This window comes from Mameliella sp. CS4 (assembly GCF_019392335.1).
Classification (GTDB): domain Bacteria; phylum Pseudomonadota; class Alphaproteobacteria; order Rhodobacterales; family Rhodobacteraceae; genus Antarctobacter.
The window spans coordinates 200255-215733 of record NZ_JAHXRQ010000004.1; the positions used below are offsets into that span (position 1 = coordinate 200255).

General features: G+C 66.7%; 16 protein-coding genes. 1 reads left to right on the top strand and 15 read right to left on the bottom strand.

The window, feature by feature from the left end:
• Nucleotides 1-3 precede the first annotated feature (3 nt).
• Both KZZ07_RS07880 and KZZ07_RS07885 read right to left on the bottom strand, forming a co-directional pair.
• Complete coding sequence (locus KZZ07_RS07880; protein ID WP_219513340.1) at nt 4-525, bottom strand: flavin reductase family protein; 522 nt, start codon at nt 523-525, stop codon at nt 4-6.
• Nucleotides 522-1091 (bottom strand): FAD synthetase family protein, encoded by a 570-nt coding sequence (locus KZZ07_RS07885; RefSeq protein WP_219513341.1) that lies wholly within the window; start codon nt 1089-1091, stop codon nt 522-524. Before KZZ07_RS07885 ends, KZZ07_RS07880 begins: the two co-directional genes overlap by 4 nt.
• 216 nt (nt 1092-1307) lie before the next feature.
• On the opposite strand from KZZ07_RS07885, the gene KZZ07_RS07890 reads away from it, so the two are divergent.
• The gene (locus KZZ07_RS07890; RefSeq protein WP_219513342.1) at nt 1308-2876 is read left to right on the top strand and encodes a 4-hydroxyphenylacetate 3-hydroxylase N-terminal domain-containing protein; all 1569 of its coding nucleotides are present in this window, start codon (nt 1308-1310) and stop codon (nt 2874-2876) included.
• 33 nt (nt 2877-2909) lie between these two features.
• Here the strand turns inward: KZZ07_RS07890 and KZZ07_RS07895 are convergent, their stop codons facing one another.
• From KZZ07_RS07895 to KZZ07_RS07955, 13 genes are all read right to left on the bottom strand, one after another.
• Nucleotides 2910-3797, bottom strand: coding sequence for an NAD(P)-dependent oxidoreductase (locus KZZ07_RS07895; protein ID WP_219513343.1), 888 nt, complete (start codon nt 3795-3797; stop codon nt 2910-2912).
• Nucleotides 3790-4449 (bottom strand): dienelactone hydrolase family protein, encoded by a 660-nt coding sequence (locus tag KZZ07_RS07900; RefSeq protein WP_219513344.1) that lies wholly within the window; start codon nt 4447-4449, stop codon nt 3790-3792. The genes KZZ07_RS07895 and KZZ07_RS07900 overlap by 8 nt, the downstream gene beginning before the upstream one ends.
• A gap of 55 nt (nt 4450-4504) precedes the next feature.
• Nucleotides 4505-5479: a TAXI family TRAP transporter solute-binding subunit gene (locus KZZ07_RS07905; protein ID WP_219513345.1), complete on the bottom strand. Its 975-nt coding sequence runs from the start codon at nt 5477-5479 to the stop codon at nt 4505-4507.
• Complete coding sequence (locus KZZ07_RS07910) at nt 5476-7392, bottom strand: TRAP transporter permease (RefSeq protein ID WP_219513346.1); 1917 nt, start codon at nt 7390-7392, stop codon at nt 5476-5478. The genes KZZ07_RS07905 and KZZ07_RS07910 overlap by 4 nt, the downstream gene beginning before the upstream one ends.
• Nucleotides 7389-8276 carry an amidohydrolase family protein gene (locus tag KZZ07_RS07915; RefSeq protein ID WP_255564220.1) on the bottom strand — a complete coding sequence of 296 codons (888 nt, stop codon included), beginning with the start codon at nt 8274-8276 and terminating at the stop codon, nt 7389-7391. The genes KZZ07_RS07910 and KZZ07_RS07915 overlap by 4 nt, the downstream gene beginning before the upstream one ends.
• On the bottom strand, nt 8273-9340 hold the full coding sequence (locus tag KZZ07_RS07920) for a 4-oxalomesaconate tautomerase (protein WP_219513348.1): 1068 nt from the start codon (nt 9338-9340) through the stop codon (nt 8273-8275). The genes KZZ07_RS07915 and KZZ07_RS07920 overlap by 4 nt, the downstream gene beginning before the upstream one ends.
• A complete protein-coding gene (locus tag KZZ07_RS07925) occupies nt 9333-10004 on the bottom strand; it encodes a 4-carboxy-4-hydroxy-2-oxoadipate aldolase/oxaloacetate decarboxylase (protein WP_219513354.1) in 672 nt (223 codons plus the stop codon). Before KZZ07_RS07925 ends, KZZ07_RS07920 begins: the two co-directional genes overlap by 8 nt.
• Before the next feature lie 59 nt (nt 10005-10063).
• Complete coding sequence (locus tag KZZ07_RS07930; protein WP_219513356.1) at nt 10064-11029, bottom strand: VOC family protein; 966 nt, start codon at nt 11027-11029, stop codon at nt 10064-10066.
• An 8-nt stretch (nt 11030-11037) separates the two neighbouring features.
• Nucleotides 11038-11769, bottom strand: coding sequence for a PIG-L deacetylase family protein (locus KZZ07_RS07935; RefSeq protein ID WP_219513358.1), 732 nt, complete (start codon nt 11767-11769; stop codon nt 11038-11040).
• A gap of 319 nt (nt 11770-12088) precedes the next feature.
• Complete coding sequence (locus tag KZZ07_RS07940; RefSeq protein WP_219513360.1) at nt 12089-12898, bottom strand: XdhC family protein; 810 nt, start codon at nt 12896-12898, stop codon at nt 12089-12091.
• 11 nt (nt 12899-12909) lie between these two features.
• Nucleotides 12910-14097 carry a vWA domain-containing protein gene (locus tag KZZ07_RS07945; protein ID WP_219513363.1) on the bottom strand — a complete coding sequence of 396 codons (1188 nt, stop codon included), beginning with the start codon at nt 14095-14097 and terminating at the stop codon, nt 12910-12912.
• On the bottom strand, nt 14094-14954 hold the full coding sequence (locus KZZ07_RS07950) for an AAA family ATPase (protein ID WP_219513365.1): 861 nt from the start codon (nt 14952-14954) through the stop codon (nt 14094-14096). The genes KZZ07_RS07945 and KZZ07_RS07950 overlap by 4 nt, the downstream gene beginning before the upstream one ends.
• Nucleotides 14951-15430, bottom strand: a complete 480-nt coding sequence (locus KZZ07_RS07955; protein ID WP_219513367.1) for a RidA family protein — start codon at nt 15428-15430, stop codon at nt 14951-14953. Before KZZ07_RS07955 ends, KZZ07_RS07950 begins: the two co-directional genes overlap by 4 nt.
• Nucleotides 15431-15479 lie beyond the last annotated feature (49 nt).

Here is a 15479-nt window from a genome sequence, read left to right on the forward strand (position 1 = left end):
TGCTCACCAGATCGCCTCGGCCACCGGGTCGCAAAGCTCTGGCGCCGGGGTCTGCCCGGCAACGGCGCCGAAACGCCCCTTGTAAAAGATCAGCGGGCGCGCACCGGCATCGGTGGCGAGGTGCCGGACATGGCCCAGGAAAATCGTGTGGTCCCCTGCCCGGATCTCGTTGGCGATCTCACAGGCGTAATGGGCCAGCGCGCCACGGATCACCGGCAGCCCGCCCAGCGAGTCAAAGGGATTTTCCAGACCCGTGGCGGGACGGCCCGCAAAGTGCCAGGCCAAAGGCTCCTGCCCCTCGGCCAGGGTGCTGACACTGAAATGCCCTGCTTGCTGCAGCAGCGGCAGGATCCTGGCCCGCTCGCCGATGGAAATGGCGATCAGCGGCGGATCGAGCGAGATCGACATGAAGGCATTGGCGGTCATGCCGTGGTCGCCGTCGGCGTGCCGCGTGGCGATGACGTTGACGCCGGTGCCGAACAGACCGCAGGCATCGCGTAACTGGCGGGGGTCAAGCGCGCTCATGCCCGCACCTCCCGCGGCGCCGACATGGGGCGCAACAGCGTCTCGGCGGCGGCATTGTCCCCCGCGGCGCGCAGGCCCCGGATACGGGTGCTGGAGACAACCTCTCCCGCCGCGCAGCGGACAGGGGTTTGCAGGTGGACGTCGAACCGGGTAGCCAGCAGCCCCACATCCCCGGCCTGCTTCCGGCCAAAGCGAAAGTCGCCGCCGACGCGGATTTCCAGCGGGCGAAGCCGGGCCAGACAATCCATGAAGGCCTGCGCAGACAGGCCGCGCAGCGTTTCGTCGAAGGGCAGGACGACAAGGTGATCCGAGCCCAGCGACGTTAACCGCGCCAGCTTTACCTCCAGCGGGCAAAGCTGGGCGGCGCGCCCGAAAAACACCTTGGGCGGCGGATCGAAGGTGCAGACGACAGAGGCAACCCCCAGTTCCTGCGCCCGCCGCACCGTGCCCGTGATCAACTGTTGATGGCCCGCGTGCACCCCGTCGAAGGCCCCGATGGTGACCACGCTGGCCCCGAGGCACGGCATCGCGGTGTGGCACTGCGTTGTCGGGATCAGATCGAACATCCTGGTTTCCTCCTCCTGTGCGGTCCTCCCCGGCACGCACCCTTTCGCGTTGATCCCACCCTAGCCGCGCCAGCCTCGTTCAGGCGATACCCGGCCCGGTATCCGGTGATACCTAGCCGGTCGGCCCCGCGATGCGCAGGCTGTCTGTGCGGCAGGGCACGATCGACGCGCGGCCCTGCACAGATCACATCAGGTGCATTTGGAGGAGGAAACGCCATGCCCAGAGATGCCATCGCCGGAGGCGCAACAGAGGTCTTTACCGGACAGGAATTCCTGGAAAGCATCCAGGACAGCCGCGAAATCTACATCTACGGAGAGCGGGTCAGGAACGTCACCGAACACCCCGCCTTCCGCAATTCGGCGCGGATGGTAGCGCGCTGGTACGACACGTTCCACGCCAAGCGGGACATGATCGGCGTGCAGACCGACAACGGCTCCGAAAACGTCACGCACCCCTTCTTTCTGGGGTCCAAGACCAGCGGCGACCTGATCAAGAGCCGCGACGCCATCGCCGAGTTGCAAAAGGTGTCTTATGGCTGGATGGGCCGGTCGCCGGATTACAAGGCCTCCTTCCTCGGCACGCTGGGGGCGAATTCCGGCTTTTACGGGGAATATGCCCAGAACGCGCTGAACTGGTATCACAAGACCCAGAACCGTCTGGACTATTGGAACCACGCCATCGTCAACCCGCCCATCGACCGTGACCGCGCCATCGAAGAGGTGCGCGACGTCTTCATGCATGTGGAAAAGGAAACCGACGCGGGTCTGGTGGTCTCGGGCGCCAAGGTGGTGGCGACAGGGTCTGCCCTGACGCACTACAACTTTATCGCGCATTACGGCATCCCGGTGAAGGACAAGGAATTCGCCCTGATCTTCACCGCGCCGATGGATGCCGAAGGCGTCAAGCTGATCGCCCGGTCCTCCTACGAATTCAACGCCGCCGCCACCGGCTCGCCCTTCGACTACCCGCTGTCGTCACGGATGGACGAGAACGACTCGATCCTGGTTTTCGACAAGGTGCTGGTGCCCTGGAAAAACATTTTCGTCTACGGCGACACGGACAAGATCAACAACTTCTTCCCGGCCTCGGGCTTTGTCCCGCGCTTTACCCTGCACGGTCTGACCCGGCTGTCGGTCAAGCTGGACTTCATCGCCGGGCTCTTTTCGATGGCGGTCGAGGCGACCGGCTCCAAGGACTTTCGCGGCGTGCAGACGGCGGTGGGCGAGGTCTTGGCCTGGCGCAACCTGTTCCACGGCCTGTCCGATGCGATGGTCAAATCGCCGATCCCCTGGGACGGCACGGATGGGTACAACCTGCCCAACACCAACACCGGCCTGGCCTACCGGGTCTTTGCGCCGATGGCCTATGGCCGCATCAAGGAGTTGATCGAACGCCACGTGGCCTCTGGCCTGATTTACCTGCCCTCCTCGGCGGCGGACTTTGAAAGCGATGCGATCCGCCCCTACCTGGACCGTTTCGTGCGCGGATCGAACGGCTATGCCGCCATCGACCGGGTCAAGCTGCTGAAACTGCTCTGGGACGCGATCGGGACAGAGTTCGGCGGGCGGCACGAGCTCTATGAGCGCAACTATGCCGGCAACTACGAGAATATCCGCATCGAAACCCTGTTGACCGCCACCGCCACGGGCGACCTGGCCAACCTGCAAGGCTTTGTCGCGGAATGCATGGGCGAATACGACCTGTCCGGCTGGACGGGCAACGACCTTATCAATCCCGATGACATCAACCTTGTCGGGCGCGGCATGACGCAGAGCTTCGGCTGATACATACGGGGTGCGGGCCGTCGCGGCCCGCACCTACCCCTTTTGCAAGCGTTTCAGGTATTCCCGCGCAAACCAAAGGTGATCCGGAATGTCGCCCTCGGGCAGTTCCAGACCGGTGGTGGCCAGCGCCCGCTGCCAGTTCGCCGCGGAGGCGGACATGCCCCCGTCCAGCCCCATGTCGGACAGCATCTGGGCCGCCTCGTCCATTTCCGCCCCGCGCCGCACGCCATGCACCAGGCTGCGTTCGAAATTGTAGGCCGCGCGGCTGGGCACGTCGATCTGGGGATGCCCCTCCTTCAATGAGGGAAAGACCTCGTCCTCGACCCCGGCGGCCACCGCCGCCAGCACGCATTCCGCCGTCAGCGCCTCCATCCCCTTGACCATGATCGAGCGCACCAGCTTGATCGAGGAGGCCCGGCCGACCGTATCCCCCGCCACCTTCACGTTCATCGGCAGGGCCTGCAGCATGGGGGCAACCGTCTCGGCCTCCGGCCCGGCCAGCAGGCAGGGCACCGTGTTGCGTTTGGGATAGACCGGCGCCATGACCGCCACGTCCAGATAACGCCCGCCCGCCGCGATCACGGCCTCGGAGGCGCGCGCCTTGGAGGCCGGCGCACAGCTGTTCAGATCGCACCAAAGCGTGCCCTTTGGCAGGTCCGGCGCATAGGCCTCTGCCGCCGCGACGGCCTGATCCGCGGTCACGGTGCAAAAGACCAGGTCGGCCCCTTCCAGCGCCTCGGCGGCACTCGCGCAGGCAGTGACACCCAGCCGTGCGGCACGGTCGGTGATCTCCTGCGCGGTGTCGGCGGAGGCCGACTTGATGTCATAGGCCCGGACCGACGCCGCGCGCCCTGCGCCCCAACCTTCGACAAAAGCCGTGGCCGCCTCTCCAAGCCCGATGAAGGCGATACGTTCAGACATGGCGCGCAATGAACTCCGCTGTTCGGTCATGGGCCAGCTCGGCGGCCTCGGGGACATGATCGGCAGGCCGCGCCTCGTTGGCAAAGGCATGGCCGGCGTCCTCGTAGGTAAAGACCTCCATCCCCGGCCAGTAGGCCCGCGCGGCCTCCAGCATCTCGGGCGGGACATGGCTGTCCTCTGTCCCCCAGTGCCCCTGCACCGGCGCCGCCAAGGGGGCGGTCTGGTAGGCATCCAGCCGGGTGCCGTAAAAGGACACCGCACAGGCCACGGGCAAGACCTGCGCCACGCGCAATGCCAGCCCGCCGCCCCAGCAAAAGCCGATCACAGCCACCTTGCCACCACGCGCCGCCAGCATCGCCACGGTTGCCTCGACGTCCATCATCACCTGCTCGGGGTCAGAGGCCAGCATCAGGTCACGCCCCCGGGGAGCCTCTGAAAAGGGGATCACCATGCCCTTGGCCTGGCGGTCGAAAAGCGCGGGCACCGCCACGTCATAGCCCTGCGCCGCGTAGCGCGCCGCAACCGCCTTCAGCTGGTCCGTCACGCCAAAGATCTCTTGCAGGACCACGACCCCGCCCTTTCGCTGGCCCTCGGCCTCTGCCAGCCAGCACTCCAGCACATGGCCGTCCCCGGCCGTCACTTGGGTCATCATGCCCGTCACCTTCCTCTGTGATCGGCGCGCGGGGCGTGCCCGCGCGCCGCCCTCTTCATTGGCCGACCGCGATCCCGGCTTCTTCGAAGTATTTCAGCGCGCCGGGGTGGTAGGGCACCTCCGAGGCCGGGGCCATCGTCGCCGCATCGGCACGGGCAAAGGCGCCAAAGCTGGCCTTGAGCGCCTCCTTGCCCTCGACCACGGCCTTGGTCATCTCGTAGACAAGGTCATCGTCCACGTCGCCATTGGTCAGCAGCACCCACGGGATCGCCATCAGGTTGGCGCCATAGTCCTGCAGCCCGTTGATCTTGTCGTTCTGCGGCAGGGACACGATGTTGCCCGCCGGCAGGAACTCCTTGAAGGCCGCCTGCCCCGCCTCGGAATTGTCCAGCGAGATGTAGCAGAGCCCGCCGCGATCCTGCAGCTTGACCGCCGCCTGCTGACCGGCACCGGAGTTCAGGCTGACCAGCGCCACGTCGACCAGCTCATCCCCCAGCGCGTTGATGCCCGCCACGAAACTGGCCACCGGAACCTTCTGGAAATCGTCATAGCTGAGGCCAGCATTGGCGAGGCCTCCGGCGATGTAGAAGGGAATGATGGTGGACGAGGTGTATTCCGACGCGATGCGCAGGTCCCCCGCCTTATCCTTCAACTCGGCGACAGAGGTCAGGCCCAGGTCGCAGGGCGCCATGATCGAGGTGGTCAGCGGGAACATCGTGCCCACCAGCCGCATGTTGGGATGGGCGCGGTCATAATTGCCGGTGCCCGTATAGGCGTATTCCGCCTCGACCCCGTTCGAGAACCCGAAGTCCACCTCGCCCGAGTTGATCAGCGGCAGGTAGCCCACCAGCGGCTGCGTCCGGGCGATGATGCCCGCCTCGTTCGCCACCTTGGCCACCGCCTGCCCGGTGTTGTAGGCCAGCGAGCCTTGTGCCCCGCTGGCCACGGTCACCACCTGTGCTGTCGCCGCCCCGGCCCCCAGTGTCAGCGCAAGCGCGCCACCCAGGATCGTTGCCTTGAGACATGTCATGTCGTTCTCCTCCCTTGATTTGTTTTTTCACCTGCGCGGGCGCGCAGTCTCAGAATGACGGCCAGCGCCAGGATCATCAGCGCCGCCGGTATGTGCCAGGCCGCCGCCCCGGGCAGAAAGCCCAGCGGCAGCGTGACGATCCCCAGCGCCACCACCCCCAGCCGCAGGACCGCCGACAGGCGGTTGCCCCAGAACCCCACGATCCCGGTCGTCACCGCCCCGACCCCGATCAGCGCAAGCCCCAGGTTCAGCACGATCCCGGTCCAACTGCCCTGCATCAGGATCTCGGGCGTGGCGACAAAGACAAAGGGCAGGATGAAGGCCGCCCAGCCCACCCGCATCGCCGCCAGGCCGGTGCCCAGCGGATCGTCCTTGGTGATCGTCGCCGCCGCAAAGGCGGCCAGCGCCACGGGGGGCGTGATCATCGACATCATGCCGAAATACAGAATGAACAGATGCGCCGCGATCTGGTCGATCCCCGCCTCGACCAGCGAGGGCGCCACCAGCGCCGCCAGCAGGACATAGACACCCGAAGTCGGCATCCCCATGCCCAGCACGATGCAGATCACTGCCGAGATCCCGAGCAGCAGCACCACGTTGGCCCCGACCGCATCCACAAGAACCAATGTCAGCGCAAAGCCCAGACCCGTGATGTTCAGGATGCCGATGACAAATCCCGCCGCCGCCACCACCAGGATCAGGTCCACAATGCCGGTGCCGGTTTCGACGAAGGTCTGACCCAGGGTTTTCAGCGTCAGCCGCTGGCCGCGATAGCTGCGCAGGAAACTGACCAGCACGATGGCCACCGCAGAAAGCAACGCGGAATCCGCCGGGTCCATCCGTCGCCAGAACAGTGCGCCCAGCAGCACCCCAAAGGGGATCACGAAATGCCAGCCCTCGCGCAGCACCTGGCGCACGGTCAGCCCGTCCACGTCCGAAGGCGCGATCCGGTCACGTCCCGCAATCAGGTCCACCTGAAGGAAGACGCTGAAATAATACAGCGCCGCGGGCAACAAGGCCGCTCCCGCCACGGTGAAATAGGAAATGTCCAGGAACTCGGCCATCAGAAAGGCCGCGGCCCCCATGATCGGCGGCGTTAGCTGACCGCCGGTCGAGGCCACCGCCTCGATCGCACCCGCGTCACGTTTCGTGTATCCGCCACGCTGCATCAAGGGAATGGTGACGACCCCGGTCGTCACCACGTTGGACACCGCAGACCCTGAGATCGAGCCAAAGAGCGCCGAGCCCACCACGGAGATCTTGGCGCTGCCCCCGCGTGACCGCCCCGTGGCCGCCATCGCGAGATCCGTGAAAAAGGCCCCACCCCCGGCGGCGAACAGCAGCTTGCCGAAAAAGACAAACAGCAGAACGATGATCGTCCCCACCGCCAGCGGCGTGGAAAAGACCGCGTTCGGGTCAAAGCCGACGTATTGCACCAGTCGCACCGGCGACAGCTCCTTGCCGATCAGCCGCCCCGGCACCTTGTCCGCGAACAGGGCATACACCAGAAACACGCCCACGATCCCGAAGAGCATCCAGCCCGCCCGCCGCCGCACGCCCTCCATCACGGCGATCACGACGACGGTTCCGACCAGCGTGATCTGCCAGGGCCGGTAGGGCTGTTCCTTCAGCAGCCAGACGAAATTCCAGGCGGCATACATCAGCACCCCGAAGGCGATCAGGGCGATGCCGCCGTCGATCCAGCCCACACGCTCCTTTTCCTGCCCACGAAAGTCGAAGTTCAGGTAGGCGATGGTCAGCGCCAGCCCCAGTTGCAGCGCCATGTACTGCTGCGTCAGGACGGCGAAACCCAGCCGTGTCGGCGCCTCGATGTTCCACAGGATGCAGGCCACAACCATCACCGTCGCCAGGCCTGCCACAAGGGCCGCGCGGATGCCCGTCGCGCGCATCATGCCTCTTCCGGCCAGTAAAGCCGCATCGGGTTGTCCACCAGCAACCGCTGCCGCAGGCCCTCTGTCACCGCGATGCGCGGGATGACATCGACCAGCGCGCCATCGTCGGGCACATGGCTTTTCATGTTGGGATGCGGCCAATCGGTGCCCCAAAGCACCCGGTCCGGAAACCGTTCCACCAGTGCGCGCGCAAAGGGCACCACGTCGTCATAGGGCGGCCCCGCCACGGTCAGCCGCTCCGGGCAGGACACCTTGACCCAGTACCGCGTGTCCTCTGCCAGAAATTCCATGAAGGCGCGAAAGCCCGCGCCCTCGATCCCTTCGGCGACATCGGGTCGGCCCATGTGATCGACAACGACGATCCCCGGCAGGCGTCGCACCAGCGGCGCCACCTCTTCAAGGTCCGGTCCCTCGAAATAGACCACGATGTGCCAGCCCAGCCGCGCGACCTTGGCCGCGATCCGTTCAAAGACCTCGTGCGGCGTCGCATCGACCAGCCGCTTGACGAAATTGAAGCGCACACCGCGCACACCCGCCGCATGCAGCGCCTGCAATTCCGCGTCCTGGACATCGGCCCCCACGATGGCAACACCGCGCGCCAGCCCGCCCGAGGCCTCAAGCGCATCGACAAGCGCCGCGTTGTCCTTGCCGTGGCAGCTGGCCTGAACGATCACATTGCGCGCGAATCCCAGGTCATCGCGCAGCTCGAACAGCTTTTCCTTGGGCGCGTCGCAGGGCGTGTACTTCCGCTCTGGCGCGTAGGGAAACTCCGCCCCGGGACCGAAGACATGGCAATGCGCGTCCACCGCCCCCTGGGGCGGGTGATACTCCGGCTGCTTCGGCGACGGGTGAAACGGCAGGTAACCCGGTGTCATCTCGCTCATGCCTCGATCTCCTTTGGAAAGACAATGCCATCCATCAGCTTGCGCGCGGTGCGCAGCACCTCGGCGCGCACGACCTCGCCGTTTTCCAGATGCCCGACCACCGTCATCTCGCCGGTCGGGTGTTCCACCGACAGCGCCTTGGGGTCGCCCTTGGGCAAGACCGACAGGTCATGGCCCACGGCCCCCTCTGTCAGGCAGGCGGTCGCAACGCTGACCGCCCCCAGCACGCCAATCGCCTTGTGGCAGCGGTGCGGGATGAAGGTCCGCGTCGCAATCGCCCCGCCCGCGCGCGGCGCGCTCACCAGCGTCATCTTGGGCACGGATTTCTCGGCCACGTCGCCAAGGCTCATCATCGGCCCCGCCGCCAGGCGGATCGCCTCCAGCCGTGCGCGCAGGGCCTCGTCCGCCTCCAGCGCCTCCGGCGCCTCGTCGCCCGCGATCCCAAGGTCCGCAGCCCGCAGCATGACGCAGGGCATGCCGTTGTCGATCAATGTCACCTCGACACCGTCGATCACGTCCGCGACCCGGCCACTGGGGAACAACGCCCCGCAACTGGACCCGGCGGTGTCGCGAAAGGCAATCGGCACCGGCGCCGCTGTTCCCGGCACCCCGTCGATCCGGGCATCTCCCGCATAGTCCACGCGCCCGCCCGGAGTCGCCACCCGCGCCACCGCCACCTGGCCGGTGTTCTCCATCCAGATCGTCACCGGCGTCTCCGCGCCCCGCACGGGCACCAGCCCGCGTTCGATGGCAAAAGGGCCGACACCGGCCAGGATATTGCCGCAGTTCTGCGCATCCGTGACCAGCGCCCGATCCACGAAAACCTGCAGGAACAGGTACTCCACGTCGATCCCCTCGCGCTCGGAGGGACGAAGCACAGCGACCTTCGAGGTCAAAGGATCAGCGCCGCCCATGCCGTCGATCTGCCGCGGATCGGGAGAGCCCATGACCCCCAGCAAAACCGCGTCCCGCGCCGACACGTCCCGGGGCAAGTCCGAGGCCAGGAAATAGCCCCCCTTCGAGGTCCCGCCGCGCATCCACATGACCGGCAGGCCCTCACTCATAGCGCAGGCCCTTCTCGGCCAGCCGGGCACGCATGTCGTAGATGTCCAGCCCCAGCTCGCCCGCGGCCAGGCGCTGCCGCTTGGCCTCTTCCGCGTCCAGCCGCGCCTGCGCCTTCTGCATGACCTCAGCCGCCTCGGCGCGCGGCACGACGCAGACGCCGTCATCGTCGGCCACCACCACGTCGCCGGGGTTCACCAGCGCGCCCGCGCAGACCACCGGCACATTCACCGATCCGACCGTCTCCTTCACCGTCCCCTGCGCCGAGACCGCCGTCGACCAGACGGCAAACCCCATCGCCCGCAGGTCCTTCGTGTCCCGCACGCCCGCGTCGATCACCAACGCCCGGCACCCCCGCGCCATCGCGCTCGTCGCCAGCAGGTCGCCGAAATAGCCCATGTCGCAGGGGGCCGTCGGCGCCAGCACCAGCACGTTCCCCTCCCGCAACTGCTCGATGGCCACATGCACCATCCAGTTGTCGCCGGGCGGCGCGCTGATCGTCACCGCCGACCCGGCGGTCCCCTTGTCCTGCTGGATCGGCCGCATGGCCGAGGACATCAGCCCCCGCCGCCCCATCGCCTCGTGCACCGTGGCGACACCGGCCGCCCCCAACCGCGCGATCAGCTCCGGCTCACACCGCTCGACGTTCTGCACAACGACACCCATGACGCGCGCCTCCCTGTTTCTTCTCTCTCAAAATACTCAAAACGGGGCGCAGCCCCGACTCACCGCTCGACAGGCGGCGTGCCATGCGTGTGGAAGGTCTCGATCGTCTTCAGCCCCCAGGCCTGGCCCTTCTTGCGGTCCGCCTCGGTCCAGACCACCGGCTCCCAGTCGGGGGCCAGCATCAGCCGCGCCCCGGCATTGGCCAGTTCGATCCGGTTGCCCGCCGGCTCCCAGGCGTAGAGGAAGAACGACCCCTGAATCGCGTGCTTGTGCGGGCCGGTCTCGATGTGCACGCCGTTTTCCAGGTAGATGTCGGCGGCGCGCAGGATGTCCTCGCGCTGGTCGGTGGCATAGGTGACATGGTGCAGCCGCTTCTGCCCACCGCCGCGTTCCTCGGAACAGACCAGATCGTAGGTCTTGTTGTTGCAGGTGAACCAGCACCCGCCCATCCGCCCGTTGTCCAGCTGGATCAGTTCGGTCACGCGATGGCCCAGGCAGGTTTCGACGAAGCGGCGAAACTCGCTGACGTCCTCGCCCAGCAGGTTCACATGGTCGATCCGCCGGGGCGAAATCCCTTGCGCATGAAACCGGCTGGACAGGTTTTTGAGCGCCGATGCATCCTCGGGCGGGGCCTGGTATTTCACCGTCTCCCAGTAAAGCTCGAAGACATGGCCGAACGGATCCTCGAACCGGAAGGACGGCCCGTGGCCCATATCGCCCTCGGTCCAGCCCAGCACCTTGTACTCCGAGGCCTCGATCGCCGCGACCCGGCGTTTCAGCGCCTCTGGCGAGGAACAGCGATAGGCGACATGGCCCACGCCCGTCGTCTCATGCGCGGTGAGCTTCATCGAGTGGAACTCGTAATCGTCCCAGGCGCGCAGGTAAGCGCTATTGCCTTCGCGTCCCGAGAGTTTCAGGCCAAAGACACGGGTGAAGAAATCAAGGCTCTCGTCGAACCTGTCGGTGTAGACCTCGACATGCCCAAGATGGGCGATGTCGAAATTCGGATTTGTGGGCTGGGTCATGGCGGGCCTCACAATTCATCCACGGTGCGCGGAAAGATCGACTGGAACCCTTCCGCGTACTGGCAGTCACGCCCGCCGGACTGCCCGCCCGAGTTGCGCTTGAAATGATTGGCGCGCTGCTGCGCGACGCGGGTGTAATAGTCCCACAGGTGGACCTGCCCCTGCATGCATTCCATCGCCGCGCGCTTTTTCGCCCAAACCGGGGTGATGTCGAGAAAGACATCGGGCTTCCATCCCATTTGCTCGGTCTGATGAGGTTCGAACAGGTAGAGTTGCGGCGCACCCAGCACCTTTTCGCCCGGATTGTGGCCCCAGGCCTGCGCAATCATGCGCGCCTCCAGCGCCACCTGCGTCATGTACATGTGGTCGGTGTTGTAGGGGTCGTATTGCGAATGGCTCATCATGAAGTTCGGCTGAACCTTGCGGATCAGGTCCACAAGCGCGAACTTGTCCTCCCGCTCCAGGTGAAGGGGATAGTCGCCCAGATCGTAGCAGACCAGATCATGCGCCCCAAGCGCCTCTGCCGCGGCTTCGGCCTCGACCCGGCGGATGTCCTTGACCTCCTGCAGGCTCTTGCCTTCCTTCCAGAGCCGGGCGCTTTCGCCCCTTTCGCCGAAGGATAGGCAGGCCACCGTCACCTCGTAGCCCATCTCTGCATGCAGGGCGATCGCGCCACCACACCGCCAGACAAAATCCGCCGCATGGGCCGAAATCACCAGCGCCGTCTTCTTCCCGCTCATGCCGTCCGTTCCTCCTCCGCTTGTGGCGCACAGTCTGCCCCCAATTGGGACGGACCGCCAATTCGAAAGCCGGCGGGATCATGAATTTTTGCTATAGCATGAAGACGCGCGGCGATCCGAACTTGGCGCCCCTGCAAGGGTGCAGATCGTCGATGACCGGCGCGTGGGTGTGTTCCCGGTGGCCCAGTAGATGTGACTGGTCCGGCGGCAGGGTGTCGGGCCGGCGCGGCCAGCGCCAAAGAGGGTCATCAGCCATCTTGACGGCGGATAGGTCAGCAGGCCTGCCGATGGACGCGGCCAAAGCCGGTACCAGCTGGGGTCAAGCCAGCCCAGTCTGGGCAGAGCCCGCCAGCCGGTGCCGGTTTCGCCACATGACCACCTCGGCCAGGATCGACAGTGCAATCTCGCCGGGTTCGACCGCGCCGATGTCCAGCCCGGCCGGCGCCTTGAGCCGCCCGGCCCGTTCGCCGGACATCCCCTCTTCCAGCAGGCGTTTGCACAGCACGGCGGCCTTTCGGCGCGAGGCCACCATCGTCACGATGCCTGCCGCGCTTTGCAGAGCCGCCTTGAGACAGGTGAGATCGCCCTGCCCCTGCGTGGCCACCACGATCACGTCGCGCTCTCCCAGGTCCAGGGCATCCAGGTCGGCCCCCTCGAACCGCTGGCAGGTGCCGTCAAAGGGCACCTCCTCGTGCAGGGCGATCCGAAAGCCTGCCAAAGCGCCATGGGCCGCCACCGCCCGCGCGATGGGCGTGTCCCCAAGGATGCAAAGCATCGGCGCACGCGAATAGGGTTCGATCAGCAGTTCCACGGTGCCGCCAGAGGGACAGCCGCTCTTGTAAACCTGGGTGCCATCCGCATCGCGCAGCGCGACGACCTTGTCCTTGGGCTTGACCCGGATCACCTGGGGGTCGCCCTCGGCCAGGGCCACCAGGGCGGCCTTTTGGACCGCCCGTGTCACGCAGGCCCCGCCGAGGTGGCCGATCATCTCGCCCGTCTCGGTCACCGCCGCCTTGGCGCCGGGCCGGGCCGATGTCACCTCTGCCGTGCGCACCACGGTCGCCACGCAAAAGGGGCGCCCCGTTGCCCGCAGATCCGCGATCCTGTCGAAAATGTCGAAACCGTCCATCGCCTCCTCCATTAAAGCCTAGCCAGGTCCTGTTCCAATGCCGCCAGCGCCGCGATGGTATTTGCGGGCAAGACCGCGTCGAGGTGCGGGCGCGCCGCCGCCATCGCACGGGCCACGGGCGCGTGATCGCGCCAGCCGGGCAGTGGCGTCAGCCAGACGATCCGGCGCGCCCGCCGCCGCAGCCTCGCCAACCCCTCGGCCACCGCCTCTGGCGGGCCGGTGCAATAGCCGTCGCTGAGGATCAGCACGACGGTCCGCCCGTTCAGGGCGCGCGCCCCGTACCCCTGGTTGAAAGCCCGCAGCGCGCCGCCGATGTCGGTTCCGCCGCCAAACCCCTCGGCCATGAGGCTGAGCCGCCCCGCCGCCCGCAGCGTGTCCCGGTCGCGCAACGCATCGGTGATGCGCATCAGACGGGTGTGAAACAGATAGGCCTCTGCCCGCAAGTCCGCGCCGATCAGGCCCTTGAGGAAGGCGAGGAACACCCGGGAGACCACCGTCATCGAGCCGCTGACATCGCAAAGCGCGACGATCCTGACGGGCCGATCCGGGCGGCTGCGACGCGGCAGGTCCAGCGGTTCACCGCCGCGCGCAAGGCTGGCGCGCATCAGCCGCCGCATGTCCGGCTCCTGGCCCCGCAGCGCCCGCTTGCGGCGGCGTGAGCGGCGGTCGCGGATCGCCCGGGCCAGGTCGCGCGCCACACGCTCGGCGGCGCGTAGGCTGTCCTCATCCATCAGGTCGCGCAGGTCGCGGCGGCTCAGCGCCTCTGTCCGCGTGGCGATCAAGCGCCCTTCTGTGCCCTCGGCCTCGCCCGTGCCATCGTCGTCAGGACTGCTGTCTCCATCCTGCCCGCCGTCTGGTCCATCCTCCCCAAGATGTGCCTGCCAGAGCGCGGGTTTCGCGCTTTGAACCCGGACATGGGCCGGGGTGTCGCGCCGCGCCGTGCGGCCGGTGTTGAACCAGTAGCCGTCAAAGAGATCGTCGAAGCGCCGCCAGCCTTCGGCATCCGGGACCAGAACGACCTTGAGCGCGCGCCGGGCCTCTGCCGTATCGGTGGCCCGCACCTGCGCCAGGGCGGCCAGCGCCGCCGCCGTTTCCGCCGGCCCAAGCGCCAACCCGTTCATGCGCAGATGTGCGATGAAGCCGGCCATGCGGTCGGCCAGCCCCTCTGCCCGCGCCGGAAAGCCTGTGACGGCGCTCATGCAACCTTGCCCAAAAGGCGCGCCAGCACTTCGGGCGGCAGCGCGTCGCGGTCTGCGGCGGTCTTGAGCAGGCAGACCAGCGTCGCCTGAACCTGCGCTGGCTCTGCGGCCAGGTCGTTTATCCCAAGCCCGGACAGGGCCGCAGCCCAATCCAGCATTTCGGCGATGCCCGGCTTCTTTTCCAGGTCCTCGCGTCGCAATTCCTGCACGACGCCAATGACCTGACGAGCCAGCCGCGCCTCGATCCCCGGAGCCCGGCGCGACAGGATCGCAAGTTCGGTGTCACGGTCGGGATAGTCGACATAGGCATAAAGACAGCGCCGCCGCAGCGCATCCGACAGATCCCGCGTGCCATTGGCGGTCAGGATGACAAGCGGCCGCGACCGGGCGGAAATCGTGCCGAGTTCCGGGATGGTGATCTGGAACTCCGACAGGATCTCCAGCAGGTACGCCTCGAATTCCTCATCCGCGCGGTCGATCTCGTCGATCAGCAGAACCGGCGGCACCTCCTGACGGATCGCCTCGAGCAAGGGGCGTTGCAGCAGGTATTTCTCGGAGAACAGCGCCTCTTCCCCCGTCCCCTCGGCCCGGATCGCCAGCAGTTGCCGCTGGTAGTTCCATTCGTAGATGGCGTGCCCTGCGTCCAGCCCTTCATAACACTGCAACCGGATCAGGCGGGTCTTCAGTACCTCGGACAGCGCCCTTGCGATCTCGGTCTTGCCGACGCCCGCCGGCCCTTCCAGCAGCAGCGGTCGCCCCAGCGTCCGGGCCAGGTGCAGCGCCATGACCAGCGTCTCGTCCGCGACATAGCCGGTCGCGGCCAGATCGGCAGCCAGCTTGTCCTGTGGCGTGGTCATCGCAACAGCACCTCGGCTTCGACCTCGATGGCGAAATTCATCGGCATGCCCGCAGCCCCCATCGCCGAGCGCGAATGCCGTCCGACCTCCGGCCCGAAGACATCCAGCACCAGGTCGCTGAACCCGTTCATCACCAGATGCTGTTCGGTGTAGCCCGGGACCGAGTTCACCATCCCCAGTACCCGCGTCCAGCCTGCCACTTGCTCAAGCGGGCCGATGCTGTCGCGCAGGTTGGCCATGACGGACAGGGCAACCGCCCGGGCGGCGTCGTAACCCTGTTCGGTGGTCAGATCCCGGCCCAACTGGCCATAGGGGCCAATCAGCCGTCCCGCCCGGTCCTGCGCCGGATGGCCCGAGATCAGCACCCGGTCGCCGCGCACCGTGATCAGCGAGAACGGCAGGTGAACCCCTTCGGGCAGCTTGACCGGCGCTGGCAGCGTCAATCCCAACTCTGCCAGCCTGTCTTCAGGTGTCATCCCGCATCACCCCCGTGGCTGGCAGAAAACTGCAGGGCGCCCGCCACCC